Consider the following 20267-nt stretch of genomic DNA (forward strand, 5'->3'; position numbering starts at 1 on the left):
TGAACGTATCAAGATCACCACGACCAAGTCGCCGCTGTGGTGCTCGGTCATCATCATCGTGCTCGGGTTGGGACTCGCTACCGTTTTCGGACTGAGCGCCAAGTCGTCGCTCAGCAGCCCCAACGGTGCAATGATGCCGACAGTTTCGGGGGCACTCAGTGGAGTGACCGGCTTCGGTGTGTTGGTTCTGATGATCATGGCGGCTCTCGCGATCACCAGCGAATATCGTTTCGGGACAATCCGCACCACCTTCCAGGCGGTTCCGAACCGCGCCTCGGTGCTCATCGCCAAAGCGGGCCTCATCGGTGGGTTCGGAGCGGTGCTGACTCTCGTGTTGTCGTTCGGCGCCTTCGGCCTCACGAAGGCCACATCAGGTGACGCCGGAAGATTCCTGACTCTGTCCGGCGACGAGAACTGGCGGGTCGTCTACGGAATACCGATCTACGCGTTCTTCTGCGTAGTTCTAGCAGTCGGAGTCGGCGCGTTGCTCCGGCAGTCTGCAGGTGCGATCGCGCTTCTGCTGTTGTGGCCCTTGCTGATCGAGAATCTTTTCAACCTGTTCGGAAGTATCGGCGAGAAGATCATGCCGTTCCTGCCGTTCATGAACGCCAACAATTTTCTCGGTTCCGGCGGTAGCGTCGATTTCCACTGGGGACCCTGGGGCAGCCTGATCTACTTCGCCCTCTTCGTGCTCGTCGTATTCGGTCTCAGCATCGTCGTCGTGAACAGGCGGGATGCATAGGCACACGGATCAGCAGGCGGGATGCATAGGCACACGGATCAGACGGGCTGATTCTGCTTACGCCAACGGGCGTTCAGGAAACCCAATGCCGCGATCACGAGGAACAACACGGTGGTCGAGATCAACTGTGCACGGGCATCGGCGTCGAAGAGCATGAGGACGACGAAGACGCCAAGCATCGCGAGTGTCGCGTAGCTCAGATACGGGAACAGCCACATCCGAACCGTCAGCTTGCCCGACGCTTCGAGTTGTTTTCGCAGTCGCAGATGCGAGACGACGATGAAGATCCAGATGACCAGCAGCGCAGCGCCGACTGCGTTGAGCAGGATGCCGAGCAGGTCGTCGGGGAGCAGCCAGTTGAGCAGGACGCTGACGAAGCCGAAGAACACCGACAGCAGAACGGCATTGGTCGGAACTCCGGTGCTCGACAGTTTCGCCATGAAGGCGGGTCCGTCGCCGCGGCGCGAAAGTGAGAACGCCATGCGAGAGGTGCCGTAGATGTTGGCGTTGAAGGCGGAAAGCAACGCCACCACTACGACGAGTTCCATGAACCCGGCAACGCCTGGAATGTTCGCCTTGTTCAGGACGGCCACAAACGGGCCGCTCTCGAGTTCGGGGTCGTTCCAGGGCAGCACCAGAACCATGATCGAGATGGCGCCGATGTAGAAGACGCTGATGCGCCACACGACGCTCCGGACAGCGACGGCGATGGAGCGTTCCGGATTCTCGGATTCGGCTGCGGCGATGGTGACGATCTCGATCCCACCGAAGGCGAATGCCACGACGAGAAGTCCTGCGGCTATGCCGGACAATCCATTGGGCATGAAGCCGCCCTGCCCGAACAGATTGCTCGTACCGACCGGATCGGTATCGGGGAGGATGCCGAACACCAGCAGGACGCCGATGACGAGGAAGGCGATGATGACGGTGACTTTGATTGCGGCGAACCAGAACTCGAACTCGCCGAAGTTGCTGACCTTGGCCAGGTTCACCACGGCGAAGAACACCACGAAGACCAGGGCGACAACCCATTGCGGGATCGACGGCACCCAGTCGTTCACGATCGCCGAAGCCCCGGTGATCTCGGCGCCCAGCACCATGATCAGCATGAACCAGTAGAGCCAGCCCATCACGAAGCCGGCCCACTCGCCGATCCCCAGGCGCGCGTAGTGAGAGAAGGAACCGCTGGCCGGGATCGCGGCGCCCATCTCGCCGAGCATGCGCATCACGAACACCACGACGGCGCCCGCAAGGATGTAGGAGATCAGGACGGCCGGCCCGGCCTTGGCGATACCGACGCCGGTTCCGAGGAACAGGCCGGCGCCGATGGCCGAGCCCAAGCCCATCATCGTCAGATGGCGGACCTTGAGACCGTGGCCGAGAGCAGTGGTTGTTCCGTCGGAGACGTCGGTGCTACTCATCAGTCGTTAGCGTGCAAAGCAGCGTTCAGTTCGACGCCGGTGCCCTTCCACGGCACGACCTCGACGGCACCCGAGACCGAGTTACGACGGAAGAGAAGGTTCGACTTGCCGCTCAGTTCCTTGGCCTTGACGACGGTTCCGTCCGGGCCGGTGACCTTGGTGCCGGCGGTGACGTAGAGGCCCGCTTCGAGGACGCAGTCGTCGCCGAGCGAAATGCCGAGGCCGGCGTTTGCACCGAGGAGGCAGCGCTTGCCGAGGGAGATCGTTTCCTTGCCTCCACCGGAGAGGGTGCCCATGATCGAGGCGCCGCCGCCCACATCGGATCCGTCGTCGACGACGACGCCCGCCGAGATGCGACCTTCGACCATCGAGTTGCCGAGGGTGCCGGCGTTGAAGTTGACGAAGCCCTCGTGCATGACGGTCGTTCCGCTGGCGAGGTGTGCACCGAGTCGGACACGGTCCGCGTCACCGATGCGAACTCCGGACGGCACGACGTAGTCGACCATGCGGGGGAACTTGTCGACGCTGAACACGGTCACGACGCCGCGGATGCGCAGACGCGAGCGAACCTGCTCGAAACCTTCGACGGCGCACGGGCCGAAGTTGGTCCACACGACGTTGCTGAGCAGGCCGAACTGGCCGTCGAGGTTGACACCGTGGGGTGCGACGAGACGGTGCGAGAGGAGATGGAGGCGCAGGTAGGCGTCATGTGCGTCGACCGGCGCCTTGGAGAGATCGGCGATGGTGGTGCGCACGACGACCTGCGATACCTCGCGAGCGTCATCAGTGCCTGCCAGCAGTGCAAGATCGGAAGGAATATCTGTTCCCTCGACGTTCTCGGTACCGGTCTTGTCGAATGTTCCCAGCTCCGGTGCCGGGAACCAGGTGTCGAGGACGGTTCCGTCCGCGGTCACGTTGGCGATACCTACTGCTGTTGCTCCCTGTGCGCTCACGGGACTAGAGATTACTGGGTGGTGGGTGCACCGGCCTAGGCTGGTGCGTGTGAGCATCCTCGATCTTGCTTCGGACCCCATCGACTTGACGGCCGCCCTGGTCGACATCCCCAGCGTCTCGCACGACGAATCCGTCATTGCGCAGGCTGTCGAGGATGCGCTGCGTGAGCAGACTTCGGGCTTCGAGATCATCCGCAACGGCAATGCCGTGTTGGCGCGTACGTCGCGTGGTTTGCCCAGTCGGGTCATGCTCGCCGGACATCTGGATACGGTGCCGATCGCGGACAACGTTCCTTCGCGGCGTGACGGCGACATCCTGCACGGCTGCGGGACCGTGGACATGAAGTCGGGCGACGCGGTCTTCCTACACCTTGCGGCCACCATCGAGAACCTGGCCCACGATCTGACCCTCGTCTTCTACGACTGCGAAGAGATCGCCGCAACGTACAACGGCCTGGGACGGATCGAACGCGAGATCCCGCAATGGCTCGCGGCGGACGTCGCAATTCTCGGTGAGCCGACGGCCGGTTTCATCGAGGCCGGGTGTCAGGGCACGATGCGGGTGCGGTTGACGGCTTCGGGAACTCGCGCCCATTCGGCCAGGTCCTGGCTGGGGGACAATGCCATTCACAAGTTCGGCGGAGCGTTGGAGCGGTTGTCGAGTTACCAGCCGCGCTCGGTCGACATCGACGGTTGCGGCTACCGCGAGGGCTTGTCGGCGGTGCGGATCTCCGGTGGCGTCGCCGGAAACGTCGTCCCGGACGAAGCCGAGATGGACGTCAACTTCCGATTCGCGCCCGATCGCAGCGAGGTACAAGCCGAGGCGCACGTGCGCGAAGTGTTCGACGGTCTGGGCCTCGGATTCGAGGTCACCGACTCCTCGCCCGGCGCGCTGCCCGGCTTGGCGAACCCGTCCGCTGCCGCCCTGATCGAGGCGGCCGGTGGTCAGTTCCGTGCGAAGTACGGGTGGACCGACGTGTCCAGGTTCTCGGCGCTCGGCATTCCTGCCGTGAACTACGGACCGGGTGATCCGAACCTCGCGCACAAGCGCGACGAGCACGTTCCGGTGCAGCAGATCACCGACGTCGCGGCCGTGCTGAGGAAGTATCTGTCGGCCTGACCGTTAGCCTTGCCGCATGGCACCAGAGAAGAATTCGGCTTCGAAGAAGCAGAGCTCGTCGATCAAGCACCGCGGGCCGGTTCAGCTTCGACGCAAGCGCAAGGACGAGAAGACCACGACGGATCAGCGCTTGCTCGACAAGCGCGGACCCACGGATTGGGTACACACCGATCCGTGGCGTGTGCTGCGTATCCAGAGCGAATTCATCGAAGGTTTCGGCGCACTCGCCGAGGTCCCGCGTGCGGTGACGGTGTTCGGTTCGGCCCGCACCACGGTCGATCATCCCGAGTACCAATCCGGGCGCGAGCTGGGAACGGCGTTGGCCGAGGCCGGGTACGCCGTCATCACCGGTGGTGGGCCAGGAGTGATGGAAGCTGCCAACCGCGGTTGCAGTGAGGCCGGCGGGTACTCGATCGGCCTCGGCATCGAGTTGCCGTTCGAGCAGGGACTCAACGAGTGGGTGGATCTCGGAATCAACTTCCGGTACTTCTTCGCACGCAAGACGATGTTCGTGAAGTACTCCCAGGCATTCATCTGCCTGCCGGGTGGCTTCGGAACACTCGACGAGCTGTTCGAGGCACTCACCCTGGTGCAGACCCACAAGGTCACGCGCTTCCCGATCGTCCTGTTCGGTACCGAGTACTGGTCCGGACTCGTCGATTGGATCCGCGGCACCCTCGAGCGTGACGGCAAGATTTCCGAAGGTGACGTGAACTTGCTGCACGTCACCGACAGTGTGGAAGAAGCAGTACGAATCGTCCTCGACGCCGACAAGGGCGTCGACGAGGCCGCAGATCTGGGGAAAGAAGAAGAATGGTGACCGATTCCGACAAGAAGTACTCGATCTGCGTCTACTGCGCGTCGGGTCCGGTGGACGAATCGTTCCTGGCGTTGGCTGCCGAGGTGGGAACCGCGATCGGTCGACGCGGATGGCAGTTGGTCTCGGGTGGCGGCAACGTGTCGATGATGGGCGCTGTCGCCGAGTCCGCTCGCGCGGCGGGTGCCTGGACCGTCGGCGTCATCCCGAAGGCCTTGGTGCACAAGGAAGTTGCCGACGTCGATGCCGACGAGCTGATCGTCACGGACACCATGCGCGAACGCAAGAAGCTGATGGAAGACCACGCCGACGCGTTCATCACGCTGCCCGGCGGAATCGGGACGCTGGAAGAGTTGTTCGAGACGTGGACAGCCGGCTACCTGGGAATGCACGAGAAACCTGTCGTGATGCTCGATCCCGTCGGCCACTTCACCGGCCTGCTCGAGTGGTTGAACAAGCTCGACGGGACCGGCTTCGTCGGGCGTCAGGCGCTGGACACTCTGCTGGTGAGGACGGACGTCGAGGCCGCGCTCGACGCGTGCGTCAAATCCTGATCAGACGCGTGCGTGAAACCCTGACCTGGGGCATGGCGGGCTTTATTACCGTGCAGTAAGGTGGCCGCAGACTGGGCGGCCGAATGGGCGCCGGATACGTGTTAGGGGAGCCATGAGTTCGGAAGCCCGTTCGACCGTCGGCCTGCTCGATCTGGCGGCAAAACTGCCGTCGATGATCACCGAGGTGCCGATCCTGGCGCGGGGGGCCGCCGGGCTCACCCGTAAGCCTTCGGCCAAGGAATCGATCGGGTTGATCTTCCAGAAGGCCGCGCACGCGCACCCGTCGCGCCCGTTCATCCGGTTCGAGGGCCACGCGACCAGTTACGCGGAAGCCAACGAACTGGTGAACCGCTACGCGGACGTTCTCCGTGGTCGAGGAGTCGACCGCGGAGACGTCGTCGGAGTGCTGGCAAAGAACACTCCCGAAGCGCTGCTGATCGCCTTGGCCGCGGTAAAACTCGGCGCTGCAGCGGGCATGCTGAACTACAACCAGCGCGACGACGTTCTGGCACACAGCCTTACGCTCCTCGACGCGCGGGTCCTGGTGGTCGCCGACGAGTGCGAAGAAGCCCTCGAATCGTTGCCCGCCGGATTTAGCGGACCGAACCAACTTCTCGTCAGCGAACTCGCGGATCTGGCGAAGACGGCTGATCCGTCCAACCCCGCGGTCACCGCCGAGGTGCTGGCAAAGGAGAAGGCGTTCTACATCTTCACCTCGGGCACCACCGGAATGCCCAAGGCCAGCTTGATGACTCACTTCCGTTGGTTGAAGTCGATGTCGGGGCTCGGGTTGATGGGCGTGCGCTTGCGCGGCTCGGACACCCTGTACTGCTGCCTGCCGCTCTACCACAACAACGCGTTGACGGTCTCGCTGTCCTCGGTGCTCGCGTCCGGTGCGACAATTGCGATCGGACGTCAGTTCTCGGCCTCGCGGTTCTGGGACGACATCGCACTGAACAAGGCGACCGCGTTCACCTACATCGGCGAACTGTGCCGCTATCTGCTCAACCAGCCGGTCAAGCCGACCGACAGCGACAATGCTGTTCGGCTGATGGTGGGTAACGGTCTGCGCCCTGAAATCTGGGCCGAATTCACCCAGCGGTTCGGCATACCCCGCGTCGCCGAGTTCTACGGTGCGAGCGAATGCAACATTGCGTTCGTCAACGCACTCAACGTCGACAAGACGGCCGGCATCTGCCCGTTGCCGCACGCCGTCGTGGAGTTCGACGAGGACACCGGAAAAGCGTTGCGTGGAGCCGACGGTCGACTCCGCAAGGTTTCCACGGGTCAGGTCGGACTCCTGCTGTCGAAGGTCACCGACCGGGCGCCTTTCGACGGTTACACCGACGAAGCGGCGAGCAACAGCAAACTGGTACGCGGCGGATTCAAGGACGACGACACCTGGTTCGACACCGGAGACCTGGTGCGCAAGCAGGGATGGGGCCACGTCGCCTTCGTCGACCGTCTCGGCGACACCTTCCGTTGGAAGGGAGAGAACGTCGCCACCACGGAGGTCGAGGGCGCTTTGAGTTCGCACCCGGCCGTCGAGGAAGCAGTTGTCTACGGCGTCGAGATTCCGGGCACCGACGGTCGCGCGGGCATGGCGGCGGTCAAGCTGCGGGACGGTCAAAGCTTGGAGGGAAGTGAAGTCGCGGCACACCTCTACGGCAAGCTCCCCAACTACGCGGTCCCGCTGTTCATCCGCATCGTCGACTCACTCGAACACACCAGCACTTTCAAGTCGCGCAAGGTGGAATTGCGCAACGAGGGTTACGACGTCGGCGCCGACACTCTGCACGTTCTCGAAGGCCGCGAGGGTGGTTACGTGGACTCGTACGACGAATACGTCGGAAAGGTCGCGGCGGGCTCGGTACCCAAGGGCTAGACCGAGTTCCGTCATGCCAGTATGAGTGGCATGTCTTCACTCCCCGGTTCTACCGCGCAGCCAGGTCCGGCGCCCACCCTGTGTGGGCGTCCGGTCGCGGTCGACCGTGCACTGGTGATGGCCATCGTCAACCGCACTCCCGATTCCTTCTACGACCAAGGCGCGACGTTCTCGGATTCGGCAGCGATGGCTGCCGTCGACAGGGCCGTCGACGAGGGCGCCGATCTGGTGGACATCGGGGGAGTGAAAGCTGGGCCCGGTGACCTCGTCGACGCCGACGAAGAGGTCAGGCGAGTCGTTCCGTTCGTCGCGGCGATCAGAGCCAAGTACCCCGAGCTGATCATCAGCGTCGACACCTGGCGGAGCGGCGTCGCGCGGTTGGCACGCGGCGAAGGCGCCGACCTGATCAACGACACGTGGGCGGGTGCGGATCCCGACCTCGTCCTGGTTGCTGCCGAGACTGGTGCCGGGATCGTCTGCTCGCACACGGGTGGCGCGGTTCCGCGCACCCGCCCGCATCGTGTCCGCTACGACGACGTCGTCGCAGATGTGGTCACCGAGGTCGTGTCGGCGGCAGAGCGCGCCCTGGCACTCGGGGTTCCGCGTGACGCGATCCTGATCGATCCCACCCACGATTTCGGTAAGAACACCTTCCACGGGCTCGAGTTGTTGCGGAAAGTGGACGTTCTTGTAAACACCGGGTGGCCAGTGCTGATGGCGCTGAGTAATAAGGACTTCATCGGGGAGACTCTTGGTGTGGAGCTTTCCGAGAGGTTGGAGGGAACATTGGCAGCGACAGCAATGGCCGCGGCGGGCGGCGCCCGGGTGTTCCGTGTTCACGAGGTGGCGTCCACCCGTCGAGTCGTCGACATGGTGGCCGCGATCCAGGGACGCCGTGCCCCGGTACGTACGGTTCGAGGTCTGGCATGAGCATCACCGGTGCGGGCCCGACCCGCGTATGGGCAGACGCCAACAGTTGGGACCATCCGAGTTGGACGGTCGCCGAGCTCGAACGGGCGAAGGGTGGCCGAACCGTCTCGGTGGTGTTGCCCGCGCTCAACGAAGAGGACACCGTTGCTGCGGTGGTCGACACCATTCATCCGTTGCTCGGTGGTTTGGTCGACGAGTTGATCGTTCTCGATTCCGGTTCGACCGACCGTACCGCCGAGCGTGCTCGCGCGGCGGGGGCGACGGTGATCAGTCGTGAGAGCGCAGTCCCGTCCATCCCGCCGACCGCGGGCAAGGGTGAGGTGCTGTGGCGTTCGGTCGCCGCAACGACCGGCGATCTGATCGCATTCGTCGACTCCGATCTCATCAATCCCGATCCGGCGTTCGTGCCCAAACTGCTGGGGCCGCTGCTCACGGTTGACGGCATCCATCTGGTGAAGGGCTACTACCGCCGTCCGCTGCGCGTGAGCGGCACGGAGGATGCCAACGGCGGCGGGCGAGTCACGGAATTGGTTGCGCGGCCCATGTTGGCCGCGCTGCGGCCGGAACTCACGTCGGTACTGCAACCGCTTGGCGGTGAATACGCGGGCACCCGTGAGCTGCTGTCCGCTGTCCCGTTCGCGCCCGGCTACGGCGTCGAGATCGGCCTTCTGCTCGACACGTACGACACGTTGGGGCTGGCGGCGATCGGTCAGGTCAATCTCGGTGTGCGCAAGCATCGCAACCGGCCGCTCGCCGACCTCGGTGTGATGAGCCGGCAGATCATCGGAACGATGCTCCGGCGGTGCGGGATCGAGGATTCGGGTGCCGGGTTGACCCAATTCCTGGTCGACGGCGATTCTTTCGTGCCCGAGACCACCGAGGTTTCGCTACTCGATCGACCCCCGATGAATTCGATAGTGCGCACCGCGGGGGTCTGACCGCTCACACTCGGGTATGGGAGTATCGGTCCATGATGACGATCCTCCTGTACCTGATTGTCATGGCTCTGGTCGGCGCGATGATCTTCCTCGCCGCCAGCGCTGTGTTCGGGCGCTCGGAAGAGCTGCCGCCGCTGCCTCCTGGCACGACGGCGACCGTACTCCCGGCAGAGGACGTCACCGGGGCGGATGTCGACGCGCTGCGTTTTCAGCAGGTGCTGCGTGGCTACAAGGCGAGTGAAGTGGATTGGGCCCTGCATCGCCTCGGGTTGGAAATCGATTCTCTGCGTGCACAACTGGGCCGTGACGAGCGGTCTGAGGTCCTGGTGAAAGCGGATGCTCCGGCCAAGGCCGAAGCATCGCAGGAGGAGCCTGAGACCGTATCCGAATCGAAGGATTCCCAGGGCTGATGGCCGACGGACTCGTTCGGTGCGGCTGGGTGGTCGAGACGCCCGGCGACACGCTCTACCGCGACTATCACGACGAGGAGTGGGGGCGTCCGCTGCACGGGCGCGACGAACTGTTCGAACGACTCGCCCTCGAAGCATTCCAATCGGGACTTTCGTGGATCACGATTCTGCGCAAACGCGAGGCGTTCCGCGAAGCCTTCGACGGGTTCGATCCGGACAAGGTCGCAGCGTACGGAGTTGCGGATGTCGAGAGATTGCTCTCCGATGCCGCGATCGTCCGCAATCGCGCGAAGATCGAGGCGACGATTTCCAACGCCCGAGTGCTCGTGAATTCGCCCGATCTGGACCTCGATTCGTTACTCTGGTCGTTCTCGCCGCCTCGACGCACCAGAAGACTGACATCAATTGCAGAGGTTCCCGCGGTCACTCCCGAGTCGACTGCCATGGCTAAGGAACTCAAGCGGCGCGGGTTCAAGTTTGTGGGTCCTACCACGGCTTATGCGCTCATGCAGGCTACCGGAATGGTCGATGATCACGTGGCTGATTGCTGGGTTCCGGTGCAGGTGTGACGGTCGACTGAACACCCCTAAATGTGACTCAGATTCCCGGTTCCCGCATCCATAGGGAACAATGGAGGGTACGAGCCTCGCTGATTGTTGGCGGGGCGCACCGTTAGTCGAGGCGCAGAGCAATGCAGCGCAGATCTGGAGGGAGCAGAGGATGGCGGCCATGAAGCCCCGGACCGGGGACGGTCCCCTCGAAGCAACCAAAGAGGGACGAGGAATCGTCATGCGGGTTCCACTCGAGGGTGGCGGACGCCTCGTCGTCGAGCTGACCCCGGATGAAGCTGCAGCGCTCGGTGTGGAACTCACGAACGTCACCAGCTAGTCGGGTCCAGGTTGTAGCAGTACAAACAACAGCACGTGATTGCACGCAGGCTCCGTATCCGTTTCGGTACGGGGCCTGAAGTGTGTGCGCACCGCCGGTAGCCGAAAGGACGGATCAATGCTTGCCGCCGTGATCGATCTTCTGTCCTGCCCGCAGTGTGCTGCTGATCTGGAATTGGTGGACGGCGCCGCCGAGTGCGACCGCGGACATCGATTCGATATCGCTCGCCAGGGTTACGTGAGCCTGATCAGTGGCGGTGCCACGAAGTTCACCGGCGACAGTGCCGAGATGATTGCCGCGCGTGCACGATTGCTCGGCGCCGGCCACTTCGGCCCGCTGATGGATGCCGTCACCCGAGCCTGCGCGACGACGGCGAGGTCGGATCCCGCGCGGATCGTCGAAATCGGCGCAGGCACAGGACAATACCTCGCACACGTCGTGGATTCGCTGCCTGATTCTCGGGCGATAGCCTTGGACGTGTCCAAGTTCGCGGCCCGGCGTGCCGCGAAGGTCCACGAAAGAATCGGTTCGATCGTCGCAGACGTCTGGCAACCACTGCCCATTCGCGACGGAGCGCTCTCTCACGTGCTCTGTGTGTTCGCTCCTCGTAACGGTCCGCAGTCCCATCGAGTTCTCGCCGAAGACGGCGTTCTGGTGGTCCTGACGCCCACCGACAGGCATCTGCGCGAGCTGATCGACATTCTCGCGATGGTCCGGGTCGACGACCGCAAGGTGGAACGTCTCGAATCGTCGATGGCCGGATACTTCGAGCGTGTGAGTAGCGACGAGGTCGAGTTCACGATGTCACTCTCACACCAGGACGTCCTCGACTTGGTGGGGATGGGACCGTCGGCGAGACACCTGACGCCCGCCGATCTGGCTGCCGCCGTGGCGAAGCTGCCGCAGCCGAGCACCGTCACCGCGTCGGCGACGGTCTCGACCTATCGCAAGATCTGACGCGGATCAGCGTCTCGTGACGGCGTCCGCGTAGACCTCGAGCGTCTGCTTGGCGATTTCGGCCCAGGAGAACTCGTCGATCGCACGGATCCTGCCCGCACGACCCATCGCGTCGGCGCCTTCTCGGTCGGCGACAACGGCATTGACGGTGGCCGCGAGCGATTCCTCGAATGCGGTCGGCTCGTAGGCGTTGTAGTGCACGAGTCGACCGGTGACGCCGTCGGCGACCACCTCGGGGATGCCGCCGACGTCGGAAGCGACCACGGCGGTCTCACACGCCATGGCTTCGAGATTGACGATCCCGAGGGGTTCGTACACCGAAGGGCAGACGAATACCGTTGCTGCCGAAAGTATTTCCCTGATCTGCTCGGTCGGGAGCATCTCGCGCACCCAGTAGACATTGCCCCGGTGCCGGGCGAGTTCGGCCACCGCCTTCGCCGTCTCGGCGGCGATCTCCGGCGTATCGGGAGCGCCGGCGCACAGCACGAGCTGAATCTCCGGGTCGAAGTGGTGGGCTGCCGCGACGAGGTGCCCGACGCCCTTCTGCCTCGTGATGCGTCCGACAAAGGCCACGATGGGTTTTGCCGGGTCGACGCCGATCGACGCGAGTGCGGACTGTGCTCCCGGCGCAGATCCCCCGGGATGCCATACCTCGGTGTCGATTCCGTTGCGGACTACGTGAACGCGACTCGGATCGACAGCGGGGTACGCGTCGAGGACGTCGAGTCGCATACCGGAACTGACGGCGATGATCGCGTCTGCGTGCTCGACGGCGTTGCGTTCGGACCACGACGAGATCCGATAGCCGCCGCCTAGCTGTTCGGCCTTCCACGGGCGTCTGGGCTCGAGTGAGTGCGCGGTGAGGATGTGCGGCACGTCGTAGAGAGCCGACGCGAGATGCCCGGCCAGTCCGGTGTACCAGGTGTGGGAGTGGACGATGTCGACACCGGCCGCGGCGTCCGCCATGCGCAGTTCGGTGGAGAGCGTCGTCAGGGCCGGGTTGGATCCGGCGAGAGCGGGGTCGGGAGAGTGGACGGTCGCGCCTTCGCGCGGGGCGCCCATGCAGTGCACGTCGACCTCGCACAGCCGTTTCATCTGAGCGACGAGCTCGGTTACGTGTACTCCTGCGCCGCCGTAGATCTCCGGCGGGTATTCCTTGGTCATCATCGCGACTCGCACGCGCTAAACCTAACCGCCCGTGGTCGATCCGGCTACCGATCACGTTATCCCCGACCGTTCGGAGGGGGACACGATCGGACCTCTCGGACTGCTTCGCTAGCGGGAGTTCACCAGTGCGGATAGGTTAGCGGTGTGAGAAGCCAGCCGCATGTGCTTGGAATCGTGCTCGCCGGGGGCGAGGGCAAACGCTTGTATCCGCTGACCGCGGACAGAGCGAAGCCCGCAGTGCCCTTCGGAGGTGCATATCGACTTATCGACTTCGTGTTGAGCAACCTTGTCAACGCGGGATATCTGCGTATTTGTGTGTTGACGCAATACAAGTCACATTCACTCGACCGCCACATTTCGCAGACGTGGCGATTGTCCGGGTTCGCGGGTGAGTACATCACCCCGGTCCCGGCCCAGCAGCGACTCGGGCCGCGCTGGTACACCGGCAGTGCCGACGCAATCCTGCAGTCGCTCAATCTCGTTTACGACGAGGACCCCGAGTACATCGTGGTTTTCGGTGCCGACCACGTGTACCGGATGGATCCGGAACAGATGGTTCAGCACCACATCGAATCCGGGGCAGGCGTGACGGTCGCGGGTATTCGTGTACCGCGAAGTGAGGCTTTTGCTTTCGGCTGCATCGACAGTGACGAGTCCGGACGCATCACCCAATTCCTGGAAAAGCCCGCCCATCCTCCCGGGACACCGGACGACCCCAATTCGACGTTCGCGTCCATGGGTAACTATGTGTTCACCACCAAGGTACTCGTGGACGCCATCCGCGCTGATTCAGAGAATTCCGATTCCGATCACGACATGGGCGGCGACATCATTCCCGCCTTGGTCGCCGCGGGTGAGGCGTCGGTCTACGACTTCAAGGACAACGTCGTTCCCGGTGCCACCGATCGAGACCGCGGCTACTGGCGTGACGTCGGTACCCTCGACGCCTTCTACGACGCTCACATGGACCTGGTGTCGGTGCACCCGATCTTCAATCTCTACAACCGTCGCTGGCCCATCCGCGGCGCCACCGAGAATCTCGCGCCCGCAAAGTTCGTGAAGGGCGGACTCGCGCAGGAATCGGTCGTCGGTGCGGGGTCGATCCTGTCCGCGGCGACCGTGCGCAATTCGGTACTCAGTTCCAACGTGATGATCGAGGACGGTGCGACCGTCGAGGGCAGCGTGCTGATGCCGGGTGTGCGCATCGGCAAGGGTGCCGTCGTACGGCGAGCGATCCTCGACAAGAACGTCGTCGTCGGTGACGGCGAAATCATCGGCGTCGATCTCGAACGTGACCGCGAACGATTTGCCGTCAGTCAGGGTGGCGTCGTCGCCATCGGTAAGGGCGTCTGGATCTAGAGCTTGCTCGCGCAGAGGAGGCCGTCACCGAGGGGGAGGAGGACTCGAATGAGTCGCTCGTCCTCGGTCACGGCCTTTGCCGCTTCTCGGACCGCAACCGTTGTCGCGTCGCGTGCGGAGCTGTCTGCAACGCGGCCGTCGGCCAGGGCGTTGTGCAGAACGATGACACCGCCGGAGCGCAGCAGGCGGACACCTTCGCGGACGTAGTGCGGGTGGTCGATCGCGGCGCAGTCGACGAATACCAGGTCGTAGCCGCCGTCGGCGAGCCGGGGAAGCACGTCGAGAGCCCGTCCGTTGATCAGGCGAGTGCGTGCCGGAGCGATTCCGCTTTCGCGGAAGGTCAGCTTGGCGGCCCGCTGATGTTCGGGTTCGCTGTCGATCGTGGTCAGGACGCCGTCGTCGCGCATTCCGTGCAGAAGCCACAGGCTGCTCACGCCGGCTCCGGTACCCACCTCGACGGCCGTCTTCGCGTCGAGCATCCTCGCGAACATCGCGAGCGTCGCACCGACGGCGGGCGTCACCGGATGGGCTCCGAGATCCAGCGCTCGATCTCGCGCCGCGGTCAAAATCTCGTCCTCGGAAACTACGTCCTCGACGTGGCGGAGTATCTGTTCGGCGTGGGTCACGCTCATGAGGTTATCGGGCGGTTCGGATTGTCGCTGCAAGGCGCGCAGTCACCAGGATTCTCAGGAATCCCTCAGGCTCCTCATATGGCGTGCACACCGCGATGAGAAAAGGTGTATACATCGCCGGATCGAAGATCGCACGGCGGTATCGATTTCTACCAAGTTGATCTTTCGCAGCTCGGTGATCGGGAACAAATCACAGCATCGGCTGGTTCTCCCGAATATCGCGCATCACGTGATTCGGACAACGCGGTGATCGAACTACGCGATCCCGAGCAGGAGGATCAACTTATTTACCAGGTCAACGACGAGCCTCGCCCTCGAGAGTCGGAAGTTTTGACGACGGAATCGGCTGTGGATTCCGAATTGATCGGCACTGCTGTGTTCGATGCAACTGGTGAGAAGTCCTCCATGCCGTCTTGGGACGAACTCGTGCGTCAGCACGGTGACCGGGTGTACCGCCTGGCCTACCGGTTGTCAGGCGATGCCCAGGATGCCGAGGACTTGACGCAGGACACCTTCATCCGGGTGTTCCGCTCGCTCTCCGATTATCAGCCCGGAACTTTCGAGGGCTGGTTGCACCGCATCACCACAAACCTGTTCCTCGACATGGTTCGCCGACGCAATCGCATCCGTATGGAAGCGCTGCCCGAGGACTACGACCGCGTTCCCTCGCCCGGTCCCGACCCCGAGCAGATCTACCACGACGCGCGCCTCGACGCAGGTCTGCAAGCCGCACTGGACTCGCTCGCACCTGAATTTCGTGCCGCTGTCGTGCTCTGTGACATCGAAGGTCTGTCGTACGAGGAAATCGGTGCCACACTGGGAGTGAAGCTCGGAACGGTTCGTAGCCGTATCCATCGTGGGCGACAGGCGATTCGTGATCATCTGGCAGCGCAGCGCGCAGCCGAATCCGAACTCGTCGGTTTCTGACGGTCGGGTTCGAGCTACAGAGCGGGACGTGGTCAATCACCTGGAGGGACGAATGACGGAGGCGCGGGCACATCGCCAGTTCGGTTCGACCGAACATCTGGCCAGCGAGGCAATCGCTGCCTACGTCGACGGAGAACTCCGAATGCAGGCCTACTTGCGGGCCTCGCATCACATCTCGATCTGTGCCGAGTGCGCTGCGGCCGTCGATGCTCAGCAGCAGGCACGTGGTGCGCTGCGTCGAAGCGGCGAGATGACGATGCCGTTGTCCCTGGTGGGACTTCTCAGCCAGATTCCTTCGTGCAACAGTCCGACTACCGGGCCGAATTCGGAAAACGCCGACAGTTCCGTCGGTAATCAACCCGCCGGCTTCTCCACCATCAGCAAGAGGTTGTCCCGTCGCTGGCGCAAATGACGCCGCGCGCCAGCTTCCCGGCGCGGATCAGTGATACTGGACCATGTGACTGACGGAAAAAGGGGGCACTCCGGAGTGAGTTCGGATTCTTCGGCAAACGGTTCGGTGGACAGACCGGCAGATGCGCCGGTTCTCGACCCCCGTCCGGTCTATCGACCCCAGATCGATCCGGCCTCGCGCCAGGTGTTCGGTCGGCCGAGTGGAGTCGAGGGCTCGTTCACTCCGGTGGCCGCGCGATCGACTCCGTCCTCTCCGTCCTCCGATGTCGTGATCGGGACTCCGGACCCGGTTCTGGCCGAAGCGTTCGGTCGACCCGCAGACGCCACCGAGTCGATCGGTCGCGATCCCGAGGCGACGGCGAACAACACGCCCGACGAAGAACCGCCGCGTGATCCGTGGCGTGATCCTGAATCCGCCGTCTCGCTGGGCAAGCCCGCAGAGTCCGAGGCGCCGGTGCAGTTGCCTCCCGCCCAGAAACTCGACGTGCGTGAGCTGTTGTTCGGTCGCAAGGTCGCCCCCTCGGCACTGGCCGCGCTTGCGGGCATGGCGCTTGTCATCGCTCTTGTCGGTGGGTTGCTTGCCACTGTCATCACTGCCGATCGCAGTTCACTCACCAGCTCACGTGTCACGCTCGTTCAATCCGGCGGTGGGGAACAGCCGGAGTCTCAGGTGGCGAAGGTCGCCGACGCGGTACTGCCATCAGTGGTGTCGATTCAGGTCGCCGTCGGCGACCAGGGCAGCACGGGTTCCGGTGTGGTCATCGACGGCGCCGGATACATCGTCACCAACAACCACGTGATCTCCTCGGCCGTTCCGCCCGCTCAGGACGCGAAGATCCAGGTGATCTTCTCCGACGGAACCAAGACCGACGCCCAGATCGTCGGACGTGACGTCAAGACAGACCTCGCAGTGCTCAAGGTGTCGGCGAACAATCTGACGGTCGCTCAGCTCGGAAAATCCGAGGATGTTCAGGTGGGCGACGACGTCGTCGCCGTCGGCTCACCGCTCGGATTGAGCAAGACCGTCACCCGCGGAATCGTCAGTGCACTGAACCGGCCTCTGCGGTTGTCGGGTGAAGGCACCGACACCAACGCCGTCATCGACGCCGTCCAGACCGACGCGGCGATCAATCACGGCAACTCCGGTGGTGCGCTCGTCGACGATGAAGCCCGCGTCATCGGCATCAACACCGCAATGCTCAGTGAGTCCGGTGGTTCGGTCGGGCTCGGCTTCGCGATTCCGATCGACACGGTCACCGAGGTGGCGCAGACCATCATTCGCGACGGCAAGGTTCATCACCCCGACATCGGCGTGAATGCCCGCACCGCGGTCAATGACGCGACCAGTGGTGCGGCGGTGGCCAACGTGCGCGACGGCAGCCCCGCTCAACGTGCGGGGATCGTCGAGGGTGACGTCATCGTCAAGGTCGGTGACCGACCGGTGACAAGCGCCGACGAATTGGTGGTTGCGGTCAACGCGACGACCGTCGATCAGCCTGTCAACGTTCAGTTGATCCGCGACGGACGGCAGGTCGACATTTCGGTCACGCCGGTGTCGGACTGATCGGACCCTGCGATCTTCCTGTGAGGTTGATCCGGACATGCGCGCACCGAGCGAGCACACAGTAGGCTGACCCTGTGTTTGGCAACATCGGTTGGGGCGAGTTCATGATCCTCCTCGTAGCGGCTCTGGTCATCTTGGGACCTGAGCGGCTTCCTGGTGCGGTCTCCTGGGTCACGAAATCCCTGAGGCAGGTGCGCGAATATGCTTCGGGCGCTTCCAATCAGCTCAAGGAAGAACTGGGCACCGATTTCGAGGATCTGCGTAAACCGCTCGCAGATCTGAACAAGCTGCGCGGAATGACGCCGCGCGCTGTGATCACCCAGCACCTCCTCGACGGCGACGACTCCATCTTCACGGGCAACTTCGACAAGAAGCCGCAGAGCGGAGTGCAGGAGCCGAAGACGCTGTCGAAGGACAAGCCACTCACCGCCGGCGAACGTCCTCCTGTGGACTTCGACGCCACCTAGATTCGACATACGCAAGGGCGCCTGTCACCGATCGGTGACAGGCGCCCTTCCGTATGAGGGGGTTCTACAGGTTGCGAACCGTGTTGATACCGAGCGACATTCCGGCCAGCCCGCGCTGACGGACGGCCAACTTGTCGGCGATGTCCTTGAGTGCGATGGCTGCGGGTGAATCGGGAGCGCTGAGGACGATCGGCGTCCCGGCGTCGCCTGCCTCGCGGACGGACGGATCCAGCGGGATCTGTCCGAGAAGCGGAACCTTGGCGCCGACGGCCTTCGTGAGGCGATCGGAGACGGTCTGCCCGCCGCCTTCGCCGAAGACGTCCATACGGGTGCCGTCGGGAAGTTCGAGCCAGGACATGTTCTCGACGACGCCGGCGACGCGCTGGCGGGTCTGCAGGGCGATCGCGCCCGCGCGCTCGGCGACCTCTGCAGCAGCCTGCTGCGGTGTGGTGACGACCAGGATCTCGGCGCTCGGGATGAGCTGAGCCACCGAGATGGCGATGTCACCGGTGCCGGGCGGCAGATCGAGCAGCAGCACGTCCAGATCGCCCCAGAACACGTCGGCGAGGAACTGCTGGAGCGCGCGGTGCAGCATCGGTCCGCGCCAGACGACAGGTGTGTTGCCCTGGGTGAACTGCGCGATGGAGATCATCTTCACGTCGTGGGCGACGGGCGGCATGATCATGCGCTCGACCTGAGTCGGCTTGGCGTCGGTGCCGAGCATGCGGGGGATCGAGTGGCCGTAGATATCCGCGTCGAGTACACCCACGGACAGTCCGCGCGCGGCCATTGCTGCCGCGAGATTGACTGTCACGCTGGACTTTCCGACTCCGCCCTTGCCGGAGGCCACGGCGTAGACGCGGGTGAGTGAACCGGGCTGGGCGAACGGGATGACGGGCTCGGCGGAATCGCCGCGAAGCGACTTGCGAAGCTCGGTTCGCTGAGCGTCGTCCATGACGTCGAGTTCGACGCGAATCGCGCCGACCCCGGCGACATCGGCGACGGCCTTGGTGACGCGTTCGGTGATCTCGGTGCGCATCGGGCAGCCGGCGGTCGTGAGATAGATGCCGATGTCGACGCTGTTGTCACTGGAGAGGGAGATCCCCTTGACCATCCCCAGTTCGGTGATGGGTTTGCGGATCTCTGGGTCCAGAACTCGCGCGAGCGCGGAGCGAACGTCGGACTCGGTCAGTACAGACATGACTCCATGGTAAGTCCAGGTAGGTCAGTGGATGCGCGGCAGGTCCGATGCGGCGGGCACGATGCCGGTGGAGTACCCGAGCGACCAGGCCAGAACGTTGGCGACGTAGGCGGCCGAGTTGTTGTAGCGGTGGATCGCGGAGGCAACCTGGGTGACGTCCTGCATGTTGAGTCCGCCGTCGCACAGGTACTTGCCGGTGGTCAGTGCGGAGTCGAAAAGGTTCTGGGGGTCGGCGATTCCGTCACCGTTGCCGTCACCGGCGTATTGGTTCCACGTGGACGGGATGAACTGCATCGGGCCGACTGCGCGGTCGTAGACGGTGTCGCCGTCGAGGGCGCCGCCGTCGGTGTCCATGATGACGGCCTGGCCGGGGAGGCTGCCGTTGAGTGGCAGGCCGATCACGGGCTTGTAGAGGTTGCCGTTCGCGTCGGCGTCCTTGCCGTCGTTGGCGTGGCCGGATTCGACGCGGCCGATACCGGCGAGGAGCGTCCAGTGCATGTTGCAGTTGGGCTTCTCGACAGCGAGGATTCGCTCGGCGTTCTGGTAGGCGGCGACGCTCACGCTCGGGATTCCGAGTGCGCCCTCGGCCATCGAGGCGGGGAGCGGGGGAGTTGCCTGCACGGGAGCCAGCGGCGCGGGTTCCGGCGCGGGGGCGGGAGCCGGCTCGGCGATTGCTTCGACGGCGGGCAGAATCTGCGCCTGCGGTTCCTGCGTGGCTTGTGCGGCGGTGTCCACCGTTTCGGCGGAGCTGGTGTTGAAGAACGGGACCTTGGGAGCGGCGCCGGCCGTGTTGGCTGCGGTGACGAGTCCGATAGGGATGAGTCCGGTGAGCGCGATGACCGAATTTCGACGGATGTGCGAATCTGTCTTCTTGCTGTGCCGACCCACTGTGTATGCCTCCTGAACCTCCGCGAGGAGGTTTTC

Annotated in this window: 22 protein-coding genes; 16 read left to right on the top strand and 6 right to left on the bottom strand. The window is 63.8% G+C overall.

The window, feature by feature from the left end:
* The coding region (locus QRN54_RS30460; protein WP_285183844.1) for an ABC transporter permease at positions 1–742 on the top strand (742 nt) is incomplete at its 5' end.
* Between the two features lie 38 nt (positions 743–780).
* On the opposite strand, the gene QRN54_RS30465 is transcribed toward QRN54_RS30460, so the two are convergent.
* The gene (locus QRN54_RS30465; protein ID WP_058228135.1) at positions 781–2163 is read right to left on the bottom strand and encodes an amino acid permease; all 1383 of its coding nucleotides are present in this window, start codon (positions 2161–2163) and stop codon (positions 781–783) included.
* Positions 2163–3116, bottom strand: a complete 954-nt coding sequence (gene dapD, locus QRN54_RS30470) for a 2,3,4,5-tetrahydropyridine-2,6-dicarboxylate N-succinyltransferase (protein ID WP_285183845.1) — start codon at positions 3114–3116, stop codon at positions 2163–2165. Before dapD ends, QRN54_RS30465 begins: the two co-directional genes overlap by 1 nt.
* Positions 3117–3165: 49 nt before the next feature.
* Between dapD and dapE the strand changes: the two genes are divergently transcribed.
* The 10 genes from dapE (at position 3166) to QRN54_RS30520 (ending at position 11615) form a co-directional block, all read left to right on the top strand.
* The gene (gene dapE / locus QRN54_RS30475; protein WP_030536946.1) at positions 3166–4236 is read left to right on the top strand and encodes a succinyl-diaminopimelate desuccinylase; all 1071 of its coding nucleotides are present in this window, start codon (positions 3166–3168) and stop codon (positions 4234–4236) included.
* A gap of 16 nt (positions 4237–4252) precedes the next feature.
* On the top strand, positions 4253–5056 hold the full coding sequence (locus tag QRN54_RS30480; RefSeq protein WP_285183846.1) for an LOG family protein: 804 nt from the start codon (positions 4253–4255) through the stop codon (positions 5054–5056).
* The gene (locus QRN54_RS30485) at positions 5050–5607 is read left to right on the top strand and encodes an LOG family protein (RefSeq protein ID WP_003945191.1); all 558 of its coding nucleotides are present in this window, start codon (positions 5050–5052) and stop codon (positions 5605–5607) included. Before QRN54_RS30480 ends, QRN54_RS30485 begins: the two co-directional genes overlap by 7 nt.
* 112 nt (positions 5608–5719) lie before the next feature.
* The gene (locus QRN54_RS30490) at positions 5720–7492 is read left to right on the top strand and encodes a long-chain-acyl-CoA synthetase (RefSeq protein WP_003945170.1); all 1773 of its coding nucleotides are present in this window, start codon (positions 5720–5722) and stop codon (positions 7490–7492) included.
* Between the two features lie 30 nt (positions 7493–7522).
* Positions 7523–8422, top strand: a complete 900-nt coding sequence (gene folP / locus QRN54_RS30495) for a dihydropteroate synthase (RefSeq protein WP_099697854.1) — start codon at positions 7523–7525, stop codon at positions 8420–8422.
* Positions 8419–9360, top strand: coding sequence for a glucosyl-3-phosphoglycerate synthase (locus QRN54_RS30500; protein ID WP_003945188.1), 942 nt, complete (start codon positions 8419–8421; stop codon positions 9358–9360). Before folP ends, QRN54_RS30500 begins: the two co-directional genes overlap by 4 nt.
* 32 nt (positions 9361–9392) lie before the next feature.
* Positions 9393–9770 (top strand): DivIVA domain-containing protein, encoded by a 378-nt coding sequence (locus QRN54_RS30505; protein WP_003945181.1) that lies wholly within the window; start codon positions 9393–9395, stop codon positions 9768–9770.
* Complete coding sequence (locus QRN54_RS30510) at positions 9770–10339, top strand: DNA-3-methyladenine glycosylase I (protein ID WP_030536943.1); 570 nt, start codon at positions 9770–9772, stop codon at positions 10337–10339. The genes QRN54_RS30505 and QRN54_RS30510 overlap by 1 nt, the downstream gene beginning before the upstream one ends.
* Positions 10340–10490: 151 nt before the next feature.
* Positions 10491–10658, top strand: coding sequence for a DUF3117 domain-containing protein (locus QRN54_RS30515; RefSeq protein WP_003945169.1), 168 nt, complete (start codon positions 10491–10493; stop codon positions 10656–10658).
* A gap of 117 nt (positions 10659–10775) precedes the next feature.
* Positions 10776–11615, top strand: coding sequence for a putative RNA methyltransferase (locus QRN54_RS30520; RefSeq protein ID WP_054832111.1), 840 nt, complete (start codon positions 10776–10778; stop codon positions 11613–11615).
* 6 nt (positions 11616–11621) lie between these two features.
* Here the strand turns inward: QRN54_RS30520 and glgA are convergent, their stop codons facing one another.
* Positions 11622–12794 carry a glycogen synthase gene (glgA, locus tag QRN54_RS30525; protein ID WP_285183847.1) on the bottom strand — a complete coding sequence of 391 codons (1173 nt, stop codon included), beginning with the start codon at positions 12792–12794 and terminating at the stop codon, positions 11622–11624.
* A 132-nt stretch (positions 12795–12926) separates the two neighbouring features.
* On the opposite strand from glgA, the gene glgC reads away from it, so the two are divergent.
* Entirely contained in the window at positions 12927–14141 is a 1215-nt protein-coding gene (glgC, locus tag QRN54_RS30530; RefSeq protein ID WP_003945185.1) for a glucose-1-phosphate adenylyltransferase, read from the top strand.
* Here the strand turns inward: glgC and QRN54_RS30535 are convergent.
* Positions 14138–14773 (bottom strand): O-methyltransferase, encoded by a 636-nt coding sequence (locus QRN54_RS30535; protein WP_007736091.1) that lies wholly within the window; start codon positions 14771–14773, stop codon positions 14138–14140. The two genes, glgC and QRN54_RS30535, sit on opposite strands and share 4 nt — an antisense overlap.
* 330 nt (positions 14774–15103) lie before the next feature.
* Here QRN54_RS30535 and sigE point away from each other — a divergent pair, with 330 nt between their 5' ends.
* The 4 genes from sigE (at position 15104) to tatB (ending at position 18142) form a co-directional block, all read left to right on the top strand.
* Positions 15104–15700 (top strand): RNA polymerase sigma factor SigE, encoded by a 597-nt coding sequence (sigE, locus tag QRN54_RS30540; protein WP_029255812.1) that lies wholly within the window; start codon positions 15104–15106, stop codon positions 15698–15700.
* A 52-nt stretch (positions 15701–15752) separates the two neighbouring features.
* Positions 15753–16112, top strand: a complete 360-nt coding sequence (locus QRN54_RS30545; protein ID WP_003945180.1) for a hypothetical protein — start codon at positions 15753–15755, stop codon at positions 16110–16112.
* 30 nt (positions 16113–16142) lie between these two features.
* Positions 16143–17675: a S1C family serine protease gene (locus tag QRN54_RS30550; RefSeq protein WP_502944081.1), complete on the top strand. Its 1533-nt coding sequence runs from the start codon at positions 16143–16145 to the stop codon at positions 17673–17675.
* 74 nt (positions 17676–17749) lie between these two features.
* Positions 17750–18142: a Sec-independent protein translocase protein TatB gene (tatB, locus tag QRN54_RS30555; RefSeq protein ID WP_003945177.1), complete on the top strand. Its 393-nt coding sequence runs from the start codon at positions 17750–17752 to the stop codon at positions 18140–18142.
* 64 nt (positions 18143–18206) lie between these two features.
* Here the strand turns inward: tatB and QRN54_RS30560 are convergent, their stop codons facing one another.
* Positions 18207–19343 carry an Mrp/NBP35 family ATP-binding protein gene (locus QRN54_RS30560; RefSeq protein WP_003945178.1) on the bottom strand — a complete coding sequence of 379 codons (1137 nt, stop codon included), beginning with the start codon at positions 19341–19343 and terminating at the stop codon, positions 18207–18209.
* A 24-nt stretch (positions 19344–19367) separates the two neighbouring features.
* Positions 19368–20231 carry a lytic transglycosylase domain-containing protein gene (locus QRN54_RS30565; RefSeq protein ID WP_003945171.1) on the bottom strand — a complete coding sequence of 288 codons (864 nt, stop codon included), beginning with the start codon at positions 20229–20231 and terminating at the stop codon, positions 19368–19370.
* Positions 20232–20267 lie beyond the last annotated feature (36 nt).

The sequence above is a fragment of the Rhodococcus sp. MEB032 genome, assembly GCF_030208925.1.
In the GTDB taxonomy this organism is placed as follows: Bacteria; Actinomycetota; Actinomycetes; order Mycobacteriales; family Mycobacteriaceae; genus Rhodococcus_F; species Rhodococcus_F qingshengii.